Here is a 12,684-nt window from a genome sequence, read left to right as displayed (position 1 = left end):
GCTGCTGCGCGAGCTGGTCGGTCCGTTCGTCCAACTGAAGCGTGAACGCCTCCGCCCCACCAGGACGCGAGCAGCGATGTCCGCCGTCGGGGAGTACATCCGAGACCCCTCAGGGGCCTGTCACCAATTCCACTTGTCGGCCCACAGAATGCGGTGCTTCTGGATCACACCATTCCATGCCAAGTGCGGCCATCGCCACCACATCGCTAATCTCATCCCATGACGTCACCCCGCTATCAGGCCTTGATCACGGATTTCGCCGGCGTGCTGACCGACAGCCTGGTGGAGGTATATGCACGTTTTGAGCAGCGCGAGGGATTGCGGCCGATGACGTTCTTAAGCGAAGGGTGGGGGTCGCCGGAAGGCCGGCAGTTGTATCAGCAGCTGGAGATCGGGGAGATCGATCAGGCGGAGTGGAATGTCGGGATGGCGGCGCTGATCGGGGTGCGGCCGGAGGATCTGATGGGCCGGCTTTTGTTGGAGATGGATCCGGCCTACGAGATGCTGCGGCTTGTCACCGATGCGCGCGCCGCCGGCGTGCAGACCGCGGTGCTGACCAACTCGTTGGGACGCGCGCCTTACGATCCCTATGCGCTGTATGACTTGCCGGGGAAGTTCGATGTCGTCGTGTTCTCCGATCGCTATGCGATGCGGAAGCCGGATCCGCGGATCTTCGAGCTGACCTGTGAGCTGTTGAAGGTGGCGCCCGAGGACTGCGTCTTCGTCGACGATTCGGAGCAGAATCTGCCGCCGGCCGCCGCCATGGGGATGGCCACGCTGCACGGCGTCGATGAGCAGATCACGGTTCCGAAGCTGCGCCGGTTGTTGGCGATCTGACGCGCCCGATCCAGTAGGAAAGCCGAATCAGGAGCCTTCTTCACCGTCTTCGGACGAACTCAGCGCGGCCTCCCAGGCCGCGTCGATCATCCGGAACACCTCGTCCGACGCGGCCTGCGGATCGTCGGCACGAAGAAGGTGATCTTCGCCGAGTTCGGCGGTCCGGATGTCCTGCGGCTCACCGACGCCGACGAGCCCCACGCGGGCCCGGGCCAGATACGAATAGCGGTGCGCGCCGCGGCGGTGAACGCCCACGACTGGCGGCTCCGGGAGGGCCAGTTCCAGCAGGCGCGTCCGATCGAGTTGCCGGCCGGGATCGGGATCGAGGGCGCCGGGGTGGTGGACGAGATCGGCGCGGGCGTCACAGGGTTCGAAGTCGGGGACCGGGTGTTCGGCGAGGGCTCGAGTACTTTCGCCGAGTACGCCGTGCTCTCGGTGTGGGCCCGCATGCCCGAGGGCCTGGCGTTCGAGGAGGCGGCCGGATATCCGTCCGTGGTCGAGACGGCGTTGCGCGTCCTGCACGAGGTCGGGGTGCGGCCCGGCCAGACGTTGCTGGTCAGCGGCGCCTCCGGCGGGGCCGGATCGGCGGTGCTCCAGGTCGCCCGCGACCGTGGCATCAAGGTGATCGGCACGGCCGGCGCCGCGAACCAGGACTACGTACGCAGCCTCGGCGCCCTGGCCACCACCTACGGCGAGGGCTGGGTCGAGCGGGTACGGCGGTTCGGCCCCGTCGACGCGGCGCTCGACCTGGCCGGCTCGGGCGTGGTGCGCGAACTCGTGGAGCTGACCGGGGATCCGCGGAAGGTGATCTCGATCGCCGATCTCGGGGCGCCGGAATTCGGCGTCCGGTTCTCCGGCGTGGCGGGGAGCCTGCCGGACGCACTCGCCGAGGCCGTCGGCCTCATCGCCCGCGGAAGGCTCCGCATCCCGGTCGAGAAGACCTATCCGCTCGCCGAGACCGCCGCCGCACACGTCGACAGCCAGGCCGGTCACACGCGAGGACGCCGGGTCATCGCCGTCTGAGAGCCGGCGGCAGGGTTCCCCGTAGGCGAGAACGTACATGACCGCGCCGCCGCGTACGATCAGTGGCTTCGGGAGGGGAAACCGAATGTCGCTGTCTCAGGTGTCGTCAGGCCGTGCATCGCGCCCCCGGCAGCCGATGACGCGGAAGTTCGCGCACGGCGCGGGCTGCGTCTTCGGGTTCCTCGCCCTGCTGGCCGCCGTAGGGTCAGTGCTGCTCGCGCTGGCCGATGCCAGGGCCCATGCCGAATCGGTGCGCTTCGATGCCGCGCCGATGTGCGCCTCAGCCGCGCCACCTTCCGTGCCGCCTTCCGCTTCGGCGGACTGCAAGGCGGAGGTGGCGGCGACGCTGAAGTCTGCCTCGCTGTCCGGAGGCAAAGACCCGGTGTGGAACCTCACGCTCCGACTATCGAGCGGCGCACTGGTCGTCGCCGATATAGACGACACGGATGGCGAGCCCGATTTCGGGGCGGCCACCGTCGTCACCTTGTGGCGGGGCCATTGCGTCACGGTTCGTACTGTCGGCGACGGGGACGTCTCCACCTACGCCAACCCGGCCCGGCGTGGCAGCAACGACGGCGGCGGGTTCTTGGCGCTGCTGGTGTTCACCGTGCTGTTCGAGTCCGTCTCAGCCCTCTACTTCACCTACTTCAGGGTGCATCCTGAGCGGATGGCTGCCGCGTATCTTCTGGCCGCTCTGTCGGTGGCCGTGACCGCGGCGCTGAGCCTCTCGCACGCGTACGACACGGAGGTGGCGGCGAGCTTCGTCGTGCCGCTCGCGGTCGCCGGGCTCTACCTGATGTGGCCGCGGCTTGAGTGGGCTCAGCGGCGGACGAAGTGGGCGGGGCCGGACACGTAGGGAAATTGCGGCTGGCTGTCTGGTTATTGCAACCCGGCGTCGATTCTCGGTACTCTCGCCGCTGTACGGGCACACCGAGCACAGCGGCCGGGAAGGACCCGTGGGGTGAGACGGCGCGTTCGGCGGGGGTTCAGGCGCGCCGGTCATCGGTGGCGTACGGGGCTGCCCGCGATGGTGGTCGCGGCGGCGGCCGCGGTGGTCTTCGGGACGCTCGGGTGTTTCGTCGCGGGACTGGCCCGTTCTGAGGCGCCGGTGGTGGTGCGCGGGGCTTCGGCCGCCGACCGGGTGCTGCGGTACTTGGGGACGTATCAGGCTGCTGAGGCTGCCGGTACGGGGAACGAGGACGCGGCGGTACAGAGCGCGGCGCGGCGGTTTCTGGCGGATGTGCCCGGGGCGGTGTATCGGGTCGACGCCTCGCGGTCGCTTGAGGTGGCCGGGGGTGCGGCGGAGCCGTTCAGCGATGAGGCCGTGGCTGTCACCGGTCCCGATATCGCCGGTCATGCGACGCTGACCGCCGGTAGGTGGCCGGTCGCGCAGGTGGTTTCGGCGGGTACTGGTACCGCGCCGCCGCTCGAAGTCGCTGTGCCGGACACATTGGCGGGTTCCTTTCGCCTCGGGCCGGGCAGCGTCCTCAGCCTCGGCGGTATCGGTCAGCTCGCGGATCCGGCCACTACGCGTTCGGCTACGGTCGTCGGCGTCTATCGGGCTGATGACAGTGCCCTGTGGCAGGCGTTGCCGCCGGCCGCGCTGCCGCACACCGCCGCGCGTCCCGCTCAGGTACTGGTCGTGGCGCCGGATGCGCTCAGCGGGACTGACGCGCTCGGGCTGGCCGGAAGCTCGACCTGGATCGTCGATCCGCGACTGGACGGACTGTCGGCAGCCCGGTTGTCAGGGCTCGTGGATCGCGCGGACGCCGCGATCATCAGCCAGGACGCCCGGGCGGCGCCCGGTGCCGCGCCGATCAGTCCGGCGATCATCGTCTCCTCGGCGCTCCCGGCGCAGCGGACGGTGGCGCGGCGCGCGGCGCTCGTCGGGGAGGCCGGGCTCGCGGTGCCGATCGGGGTCCTGGTCCTGCTGGCCGGGACGGCGATGGTGCGGGCGGCGCGGACGGTGGCGGCGCGGCGGCGGGCGGATGTGGTGCTGGCTCGGAGCCGGGGCGCCGGGCCCATAGGCGTTCTGGGCGCGGCCGGCTCGGAGGGGCTCGGCGTCGGCGTGGTGCTGGTCGTGGCCGTTCCCCTGGTCGCTCCCGCTGCGGCTCGGCTGCTGGGCGACGTAGCTCATGTCAGGGATCTGACCTTCCCGGCGACCGGACTGCTGACCGTGGCGATAGCGACCGCGGTCGGCATCGCGCACGCCGGTCTCGCCGTCGCCGCCACCTGGCCGGACGCGGTCGAGCGTTTTCCCGGCGCCGCGATACGTCGCCGGAGTGCCCGGGCCGCCCGGTTCCAGCGGGCCGGGACGGACCTGATGCTGGCCGGGGTCGCGGCCTGGGGGTTGGTGCAACTCGACCACTACCGGTCACCGCTGGCCGACCGAATCAGCACTCAGACGGTCGATACGCCGCTCTCCCTCGATCCGGTGCTGATCCTGGTCCCGGCCGTGGTGACCGGGGCCCTGGCGATCCTGGTGCCGCGCCTGCTTCCGCTACTGGCGCGGCCCCTGGACCGGTGTGCGCGGCGGCGACGTGGGTTGACCGGCGCCTTCGGGATCTGGCAGGTCAGTCGGCGTACCTCCCGGCTGACCGGGGCGTTGCTGCTCATGGTGATGGCGATCTCGGTGGGTTCCCTCGCGCTGACCGCCACCGCCATGCGGACGCGCAACGTCGACGACCAGGCGGCGTTCGGGATCGGCGCCGATGTGCGGGTCGACAGTTCCGCGCTGCCGCCTTCGGCTCGGCATGCCGCCTATACATCAGTACCCGGAGTCACTGCCGAGACGCCGCTGTGGTCCACACCGGCGACCACCGCCGACGGCACCCACACCGCGACCACGTTGATCGGCGTGGACCCGCGCACCGCCGGCGCCGTGTTGGCGTTCGGTCCCGGCACCGCCTCGGCGGCGGCGCGCGGCGCGTTGGCCCGGCTCGGCGGCACGCCGCTCGGCGGACTGCCGCTGCCCGGTCGGCCGGTGCGGCTCACGGTGGCGATGACGACCGCCGTTTCCGACGGCGCGCTCCCGGTGGGGTCAGAACTCGAACTCGGTGTCGTGGACGCCGACGGGCTCACTACGACCCGCGCGGTGCCGTTGACCACCGGGGAAGCCGTGTTCGATCTCACGGACGCCGGACCGCTGTCGTATCCGCTCCGGGTCACGTCCATCAGTGCTCTGACGCCCGAGTCACCGATCACGCACCTGGTGCGCATCGACGTTCGCAGCATCACCGGGGTCGATGCTCACGGCGTGCCGACCGGTCCCGGCGTGATGCCCGCTGACGGCGCCACGTGGCTGGTCGACGGCATGCAGCCGGGCGTACCGGGTGCGGGATCCGACACGGTCGCCTGCACGCTGCCGGTTCACCAGCCTGCCCCGGGCCAGGAGTCCGGCGGCGTTCTGTGTCGCGGTCGCGCGCCAGGCAACGCGCTGACCACGCTGGCCTTCCTGACGCCGGGAGACAACGACGTCGGCGCGGATCGGCGTGGGCCGTTCACGGTCAGCGCCACGCTCCCGGTTCCGCTCGCCGACGGGTTGGCTCCGGCCCTGCCCGCCGTCGTCAACCAGGATCTGCTGAAGGGGACCGGGACGCATGTCGGCGACACGGTCACGCTCGACACCGACGATTCGCCGCCGCCGTCCGCCCTGGCCGGTGCGGATGCCCCGCCGCCTCAGCTCACGCTGCGCATCACCGGGGTCGTCACCGCCGTGCCCGGACAGAGCGCTGGACCGGCCGTGATCCTTGACCTCGCCACCCTCGCCGATCAGCTGCCCACGCTCGGCCTGGCCCCGCCGACCGACGCGACGTGGCTGCTCAAGGCCGCGCCGGGCAACGAATCAGAAGTCAGCGAAGCTTTCGCCGCGCATCCGGAGCTCGGGACGCCGATGCTGCGCGGCGCGGTGGCAGCCGGACGCTACGACGTCGTGCGCGCCGGATCGTCGGGGCTGTTCGCGGCCTGCGTCGTCCTGGCACCGCTGTTCGCGTTGCTCGGCTTCGCGATGGACACGGTCAGCTCGGTCCGGGAACGCTCGCGGGGCCTGGCCGCGCTTCGGGCGTTCGGCGCGCGCCCCCGGGAACTCGCCTCGGCGCTGCTGATCGAGCAGGGGCTGGTGGCCGTCCTGGCGCTGGTGAGCGGGAGCGTCATCGGCGCGGGGGTCGCCGCGCTCACCGAACCGCTGCTGGCCACCTCGCCTGACGGGTCGGCGGCGCTGCCGGAGATGGCGGTGCTGATTCCCTGGCTGCGTACCGCGGGACTCGGCTTGGGCACGGTCGTGGCTGTTGTCGCCGCGCTGGCGCTGATCGCGCGGGCGGCGGCCGCACTCGATGTGGCCAGGGTGCTCCGCGCGGGAGACGAGCTATGAGCGCGGGGGTTCGGGGACTTCGGGGGGTTCGGGTCCGCACCGCCTTGCGCGAGTTGCGGGCCGACGGAGCGTTGCTGGCGTGTATGGCGGTGCTCGTAGGGGTCAGCACTCTGATGGTGAGCGCGGGGCCGGCTTTGGTGGCGCGGTTGGATGACCGGGCTCTGCGACGAAGCGTCGCGTCCGCTGCTGAGCAGGGACTCGGGGTGTCTGTCACGGTGGACACGCTCGGTATCGATGCCAGTGCGGCGGGGACGCCAGCGCACGCGTTCGGTGGCTTCGCCAGTCAGTTGCTGGCGCCTTTGCCCGGGTGGGCACGGCCGATGCTGGGTGTGCCGTCGATCGATATCGCCACGCCGTTCATGCCGGCGGCCGCACCGGGGTTGGCCACCGTGGGTGGCGTCGCGCCTGAGGTGCGCGTCGAGTACGCGGATCAGGTGCCGGGAGGCTTGCGGTACGTTGCCGGAACGGCGCCGCCGGTCGATTCGCCCGGGCCGAGCGGGGTGGTGCCGATTGCGGCGTCGACGGCGACGCGGGACGTGCTGCACCTCACCATCGGCGAGACTGTCGCCCTGTCCCCCGGCACACCCGGATCCACGCCCGCCACGGCGCGGGTGGTCGGCTTCTTCCAGCCGATCGACACCACGTCACCGACGACGGCGGCCTTCTGGTACGCCCACCCCTGGCTGCGCGCTCCCGTGTCCGGACAGGGTCCGGCACGCGACGGCTTCAGTCCTCTGATTCAGCGCGCGACCGTATTGACCAGCGCCGGCGGCATAGCCGCCATCACGCCGACGGCGAGCGCCGCCGGGTCGGTCGGCGCCACGATCACGTTCCCGCTCGCGCCGGCCGCGATGACCGCCGACAGCGCGGCAGCCCTGTCCGCGCAGTTGGGGCGGATGACGGACCCCGCGTTCGACAACCCCTGCACCCCCGCGTCGTATGGGATGCCCGAGCAGTGCGGCCCGTTCACGGTCGCCCGGGGCGGGTTGGCGATCGCCGCCGATGTGAAGCCGACGCTGGACCGGTTCGTCACGGCGCGCGCCGAGGTGTGGGTCGTGGACTCGTTCTCGCTGGCGAGCCTGGCCACCGTCGCGTTGATCACCATGTTCAGCGCGGCCCGGCTGACGGTTGGCAGGCGCGAGCGTGATCTCGTGCTGCATCGGGTCAGGGGTGCCAGTGTGAGAGGGCTGATGGCGGTGCGTGCGGTGCACGGTGCCGTGGTGACGGTTCCGGCGCTGGTCGTCGGGTGGATCGCGGCGCGCGTGTGGCTTGTGCTGGGGAGCCATGGCCCGCAGAGCAGTGGGCCGGGACCGGGCTGGCTCCTCGCGGCGATCGGTGTCGCGGGCCTCGTCCTCCTGCCCGGGCTGACGTGGGCGAGGAGTCGTTTCCGGTCCGTGGCCGCGGATCCCGCCGTGGTGCGCCGCAGGCGCCTGGTTGTCGAGGCCGGGGTGGGAATCCTCGCGGTCGCGGCCGTCGTCTCCCTGCGCAGCCGAGGTATCAGCGGTCTGCGAGCAGCGGGCATCGACCCGCAGATCAGCCTGGTTCCGGTGCTGCTCGGCACTGTCGGCGCGGTGGTGCTGCTGCGCGTCCATCCGGTCGTGCTCGGCGGGTCGTTGCGCTGGGCCCGTCGCCGACGTTCGGCGGTGCCGGTGCTGGCGTTCGCTCAGGCCCGGCGCGGGCCGGGACTCGGCGCCGCCGGTCTGCTGGTCTTGGTGCTGACGCTGGCCGGGCTGGTGTTCGGCGGCCTGGTCACCAGGACGGTCACCGGAGCGCACGTCGATGCCGCGAACGAGGTCAGCGGCGACGCCGTCGTTCAGGGACGCGGGCTGACCCCGGCGGTACGCGCCGAGGTCGGGGCGGTCGCGGGAGTTCAGCACGTCATCGGTGAAGAGGCGCTGTGGACCCCTGGCGGCGGCGCCTCACCACCTGTCAAGACGATCGCCGTGGATGTGAAGGCTCTGATGGAAGCCGACCCCGCCTCGCGGCTTGCCCATCTGCTCACCGGCGCCGGCGCCGTCCCCGGCGCCGCCCTGAGCCCGTCAGATCTGCGGGTCGTCAGCACCGAACTCGGCGGCCTGTCCCCCGCCGGTCCCTTCCTCATCGTCCCGCTGGCCGCGGGCTCCGACCCCGACACCCTGGTGATCGATGGTCCGGCCGTCAGCGAATCCGAGCTCCGCGCGGCGCTGCCGGCGAACATCACGTACCGGATCCAGACCCGCAGAACCCTGACCGACAACCTCGACACCAGTACCCTGACTGCCTCACTCGCCCTGGTCGCGAACGCCTGTGCCGCACTGGCCTCGGCCTTCGCGCTGGCCGCGCTGGTGCTCGAACTGCTGGCCGGGGCCCGCTCACGCGGCGAGACGGTCTCGTTCCTGCGGACGATGGGCCTGCGCAGCCGGTCGGCCACGTCCATGCTGATCGTGCAGCTGCTGCCGCCGGCGTTCCTGGCCGCGTTGGCCGGGGCTGGTCTCGGGGTCCTGATTCCCCGGTTGCTGGGCTCGGCGCTGGAGCTGCGGGCGGTGACCGGCGGCGCGGCCGAGCCGGTGATCCGCGTGGACTTCGCCACCACCGTGGCGCTGGGCAGCGGGGTCGTAGCGCTGGTCCTGCTGGCCGCGCTGATCGACAGCGGTCTGGCGCGGCGCCGACGGCTCGGGTCCGTCCTGCGATTCGACTCCCGATAGCGCGACTCCACAGCCCGACGGAAGGAGATCCATGACCACCCTGGACGACCTCGAAGCGCACGCAGCGCAGCCGCGCGAGCGGTTCGGGGCGCAGGCACACATCGTCTGCGACAACCTGGTCCGGATCCACCAGGCCGAGGGGGTGCAGGTGCAGGCGCTTCAGGGCCTTGACTTGCTTGTCGACAAGGGCGACCTGGTCGCGCTGGTCGGGGCGTCCGGCAGCGGGAAGTCCACGCTGCTCACCATTCTGGCCGGACTGGACACGCCGACCGCGGGTGCGGCCTCGGTCGCGGGCTGCGATCTGCTGACGATGAAGGCGCGCGACCGGTTGCGGTATCGGCGCGAGGTCGTCGGCTTCGTGTGGCAGCAGACCGGGCGGAATCTGTTCTCCCACCTGGACGCGCTGGACAACGTGATGCTGCCGATGAGCTACGCCGGTACCCGTGGCGCGGCGGCCGGGCGGCGGGCCGGCGAACTGCTGGAGCTGCTCGGCGTCGGCCACGTCCAGCGCCGCCGCCCCGGAGCGCTGTCCGGGGGCGAGCAGCAGCGCGTGGCGATCGCGGTGGCGCTGGCCAACGCGCCGGACGTGCTCTTCGCGGACGAGCCGACCGGCGAGCTGGACAGCGCTGGCGCGCAGCAGGTGTTCGAGGCGTTGCGGACCGCGAACCAGGAGCTGGGAGTGACCGTGCTGGTGGTGACGCACGATGCGACGGTGGCCGGACAGGTACGGCGGACCGTGGCGATCCGGGACGGCCGGACCAGCTCGGAGACCGTGCGGGACGTCGCGGTAAACGACGACGGCTCGGAGCGACAGATCGCCGAGGAGTACGTGATGCTGGACCGGGCCGGGCGGTTGCAGCTGCCCGGCGAGTACGTCGAGCGGCTGGCGCTGCGCGATCGGGTACGGGTGGCGTTGGATGAGGACCACGTCAGCGTGTGGCCGGCGGCAGCCGGGCCCGCACCCGACGCAGAGCCCTGAGTACTCTCCTGGTTCGGTCCGGCTCAGTGCGACCCGGACGGAAGCAGCAGGAGCTTTCCGCGGGCATGGCCGGTGAGACTGACGTCCAGAGCGGTGCGCCAGTCCTCCAGCGGGTAGGTCCCGGCGATCGGCACGGCGAAGCGTCCGGCGGCGGCCAGCTGCGCGAACTCGGGGAACGCGCCGTAGCGCTCTTCGTCGGTAAAGGTCGCGGGGTCTTCGTGGAACGAGTCGCGGACACCGAGGTCCGGCGCCGCGGCGACATCCGAGCAAGTCAGGACCCTGTTCGCCGCACCGCCGACGATCTCGACGAGTTCGGGCAGCGCGTTGTTGGCCGGGGCAGTGTCGAAGGCGGCATCGATCGGGGCGTCGGTGAGCGCCTTGACACGCGCCGGCAGGCCGGGGCCGTAGGTGGTCACGACCGCGCCGAGGTCCGTCAGCTGCCGGGTGTAGGTGGCGCCGGCGGTCGCCACCACGCGTAGCCCTCGGGTGAGGGCGATCTGGACGGCCGCGTAGCCGATGGTGGTTCCGGCCCCGTTGATAAGGACCGTGCGGTCGGGGGCCGGGCCATCGGTGCCGTCGGCCGGGACATCGGTCAGCCCCAGGCGCGTCAAGTGCCAATAGGCGGTGCTCAGCGCCATCGGCAGAGCCGCGGCCTGAATGAGGTCCAGGCCTTCGGGCACGGCGAACCAGTGATCCATGATCGCGTGGTCCGACGCGCCGGCGATCGGCTGCCCGGCCCAGTCGGCGGTACCGAAGACCAGGTCGCCGGGCTTGACGTCGGTGACACCCGCGCCGACGGCCTCGACCGTGCCGGAGACGTCGCATCCGATGCCCCGAGGCAGGCCTCCGGGGAACAGGCCGCGGCACAGGGCCCAGTCCGCAGGCGCCAGGCCGGTCGCGTGGACGGCGACGCGGACGCGGCCCGGGCCCGGAGCCGGAACCGGGACGGTTTCCAGGCGCAGGACGTCGGCGGGTTCGCCGAATTCGTGGAAGCGCACCGTGCGGGTGGTGTCGGGGGCGGCAGTCATGGGGGGCTCCTTCAAACGGCTTTATGCAGCTTCGTGCGGCTGAGCAGCACGGGATCCAGCGAAACGGAACATGTTCCGCTTTCTCTGATCTATACTAACCCGATGCAGGGCTCAATCGGAACACGTTCCGTTTAGACATGATCGCTGACTCCTCCCGGGCTGCCGGCCAGGTCCGCGCCGATGCCGCGCGCAACCGCCAGACGCTGCTCGCCGCCGCCACCCGCGTCTTCGCCGGCTCCGACGACGAGCCCTCGATGCGCGAGATCGCCCGCGCGGCCGGCGTCGGGGTCGGCACGCTGTACCGGCACTTCCCGACCCGCGAAGCGCTGGTCGACGCGGTGTACCAGGACCAGGTCGGCCGGTTGACCACCGGCGCGCGGGAACTGCTGGCCGAGCATCCGCCGGCCGAGGCGCTGCGGCGGTGGATGGACCTGTTCGCGCAATGGCTGGCCACCAAGCACGGGATGACCGACACGCTGCTGGCGATGGTCGACACCGGCGAGATCTCGCTGGCCCACACCCGGCGGGAACTGCTCACGGCCATCGGCACCATCCTCGACGCCGGGGCCGAAGCCGGGCAGATCCGGGCCGATGTCCGCGCCGAAGACGTCAGCAGCGCGATCCTCGGCCTGCTCGCCGTCGCCGGGAAGCGCGAGGACACCGAGCAGGCCGCGCGGCTGCTGGATCTGTTGATGGACGGACTCAGGCCTCGATGATCGGCTGAGGTCGAACGCCCCATACCGTGAATATCAGTACTATGATCCACCGCGAGGTGCCACTTACCGCTGGCGACAACGCACTCGTGAGGTGAGGTTCATGGACCGCCCGTTCCGATTCGGTGTCAACATGATGATCCCGGCGTCCGCGGCCGAATGGCGGGCGAAGTGCCGCCGGGCCGAAGCGCTCGGGTACGACGTGATCGCCGTGGCCGACCATCTCGGGATGCCCGCGCCGTTCCCGGCCCTCGTCGCCGCCGCCGAGGCCACCGAGCGGCCGCGACTGGGGACGTTCACGCTGAACGCCGCGTTCTTCAACCCGACGCTGCTGGCCCGCGAGGTCGCCACCACGGACCAGCTGACCGGGGGCCGGCTGGAGCTGGGGCTGGGCACCGGCTATGTGAAGGCCGAGCACGACAAGGCGAACCTGCCGTTCGGCACGCCCGGCGAGCGGGTCGCGCACCTGCGCCACACCATCGAGGAGTTGGACCGGCTCGCGGTCGCCGAGGACTTCGCACCGCATCCGGCGCAGACTCCCCGTCCGCCGCTGCTGATCGGCGGCAATGGGAACAAGGTCCTGGAACTGGCCGCGCGGCACGCGGACATCGTCGCCTTCACCGGGGCGGGCACCGCTCCGGGCGACCCGAGCGGGGCCCCGCGGGCCTTGAGCGCGGAGCAGTTGGACGAGCGCGTCGCCACGTATCGCAAGCTCGCCGCCGACCGGGCCGAGCCCGCCGAACTCAATCTTCTGATCAACTTCGTGATCCCGACCGACGACCGGCGCGCCGCGATCCGGCCGCACCTCGGCAGCGTCCCGCACCTCACCGAGGACGAGACGCTCGCCCTGCCGATCCTGCTCCTGGGCACGACCGAGCAGATGGCCGAGCAGCTGCGGGCGCAGCGGGAGCGGTACGGGTTCACGTACCTCACCGTGCTGGAGCCGGCGATGGAGAGCTTCGCGCCGGTGTTGGAGGCGCTGCGCGGGGAGTGAGCGGCGCCCCCGACACGGGGAGTCAGCGGTGCCCCCTCGGCGCGCCGGCTGTGCGAC

10 protein-coding genes are annotated in these 12,684 nt (G+C 71.5%); 8 read left to right on the top strand and 2 right to left on the bottom strand.

What is annotated here, in order from left to right:
• Positions 1 to 219 precede the first annotated feature (219 nt).
• A complete protein-coding gene (locus KGQ19_RS01085; protein ID WP_212007120.1) occupies positions 220 to 837 on the top strand; it encodes an HAD family hydrolase in 618 nt (205 codons plus the stop codon).
• A 27-nt stretch (positions 838 to 864) separates the two neighbouring features.
• Here KGQ19_RS01085 and KGQ19_RS51625 read toward each other — a convergent pair whose 3' ends face one another.
• Positions 865 to 1,092 (bottom strand): hypothetical protein, encoded by a 228-nt coding sequence (locus tag KGQ19_RS51625; RefSeq protein WP_307856308.1) that lies wholly within the window; start codon positions 1,090 to 1,092, stop codon positions 865 to 867.
• On the opposite strand from KGQ19_RS51625, the gene KGQ19_RS01080 reads away from it, so the two are divergent.
• The 5 genes from KGQ19_RS01080 to KGQ19_RS01060 all read left to right on the top strand — a co-directional run bounded on the left by KGQ19_RS01080 (position 1,009) and on the right by KGQ19_RS01060 (position 9,892).
• Positions 1,009 to 1,860 (top strand): NADP-dependent oxidoreductase, encoded by an 852-nt coding sequence (locus tag KGQ19_RS01080; protein WP_368862039.1) that lies wholly within the window; start codon positions 1,009 to 1,011, stop codon positions 1,858 to 1,860. The two genes, KGQ19_RS51625 and KGQ19_RS01080, sit on opposite strands and share 84 nt — an antisense overlap.
• 37 nt (positions 1,861 to 1,897) lie before the next feature.
• Positions 1,898 to 2,716: a hypothetical protein gene (locus KGQ19_RS01075; protein WP_212007119.1), complete on the top strand. Its 819-nt coding sequence runs from the start codon at positions 1,898 to 1,900 to the stop codon at positions 2,714 to 2,716.
• A gap of 171 nt (positions 2,717 to 2,887) precedes the next feature.
• Complete coding sequence (locus KGQ19_RS01070) at positions 2,888 to 6,229, top strand: ABC transporter permease (RefSeq protein WP_212007118.1); 3,342 nt, start codon at positions 2,888 to 2,890, stop codon at positions 6,227 to 6,229.
• Positions 6,226 to 8,913 (top strand): FtsX-like permease family protein, encoded by a 2,688-nt coding sequence (locus tag KGQ19_RS01065; RefSeq protein ID WP_212007117.1) that lies wholly within the window; start codon positions 6,226 to 6,228, stop codon positions 8,911 to 8,913. Before KGQ19_RS01070 ends, KGQ19_RS01065 begins: the two co-directional genes overlap by 4 nt.
• Positions 8,914 to 8,944: 31 nt before the next feature.
• Positions 8,945 to 9,892, top strand: coding sequence for an ABC transporter ATP-binding protein (locus KGQ19_RS01060; protein ID WP_212007116.1), 948 nt, complete (start codon positions 8,945 to 8,947; stop codon positions 9,890 to 9,892).
• Positions 9,893 to 9,915: 23 nt separating this feature from the next.
• Here the strand turns inward: KGQ19_RS01060 and KGQ19_RS01055 are convergent, their stop codons facing one another.
• A complete protein-coding gene (locus KGQ19_RS01055) occupies positions 9,916 to 10,920 on the bottom strand; it encodes an NADP-dependent oxidoreductase (RefSeq protein WP_212007115.1) in 1,005 nt (334 codons plus the stop codon).
• Positions 10,921 to 11,057: 137 nt separating this feature from the next.
• Between KGQ19_RS01055 and KGQ19_RS01050 the strand changes: the two genes are divergently transcribed.
• Entirely contained in the window at positions 11,058 to 11,636 is a 579-nt protein-coding gene (locus tag KGQ19_RS01050) for a TetR/AcrR family transcriptional regulator (protein ID WP_212007114.1), read from the top strand.
• 100 nt (positions 11,637 to 11,736) lie between these two features.
• Entirely contained in the window at positions 11,737 to 12,627 is an 891-nt protein-coding gene (locus KGQ19_RS01045) for an LLM class F420-dependent oxidoreductase (protein WP_212007113.1), read from the top strand.
• Positions 12,628 to 12,684 lie beyond the last annotated feature (57 nt).

Source organism: Catenulispora pinistramenti, from assembly GCF_018274385.1.
GTDB lineage: Bacteria > Actinomycetota > Actinomycetes > Streptomycetales > Catenulisporaceae > Catenulispora > Catenulispora pinistramenti.
Note: the sequence above shows the minus strand (reverse complement) of the source record. Positions and strands in the feature narration are given on the sequence as shown.

Coding starts and splice junctions, on each gene's coding strand:
- KGQ19_RS01050 (WP_212007114.1), top strand. CDS start 11,058: ATGATCGCTGACTCCTCCCGGGCTGCCGGCCAGGTCCGCGCCGATGCC.
- KGQ19_RS01085 (WP_212007120.1), top strand. CDS start 220: ATGACGTCACCCCGCTATCAGGCCTTGATCACGGATTTCGCCGGCGTG.
- KGQ19_RS01065 (WP_212007117.1), top strand. CDS start 6,226: ATGAGCGCGGGGGTTCGGGGACTTCGGGGGGTTCGGGTCCGCACCGCC.
- KGQ19_RS01070 (WP_212007118.1), top strand. CDS start 2,888: ATGGTGGTCGCGGCGGCGGCCGCGGTGGTCTTCGGGACGCTCGGGTGT.
- KGQ19_RS01045 (WP_212007113.1), top strand. CDS start 11,737: ATGGACCGCCCGTTCCGATTCGGTGTCAACATGATGATCCCGGCGTCC.
- KGQ19_RS01055 (WP_212007115.1), bottom strand. CDS start 10,920: ATGACTGCCGCCCCCGACACCACCCGCACGGTGCGCTTCCACGAATTC.
- KGQ19_RS01060 (WP_212007116.1), top strand. CDS start 8,945: ATGACCACCCTGGACGACCTCGAAGCGCACGCAGCGCAGCCGCGCGAG.
- KGQ19_RS01075 (WP_212007119.1), top strand. CDS start 1,898: ATGACCGCGCCGCCGCGTACGATCAGTGGCTTCGGGAGGGGAAACCGA.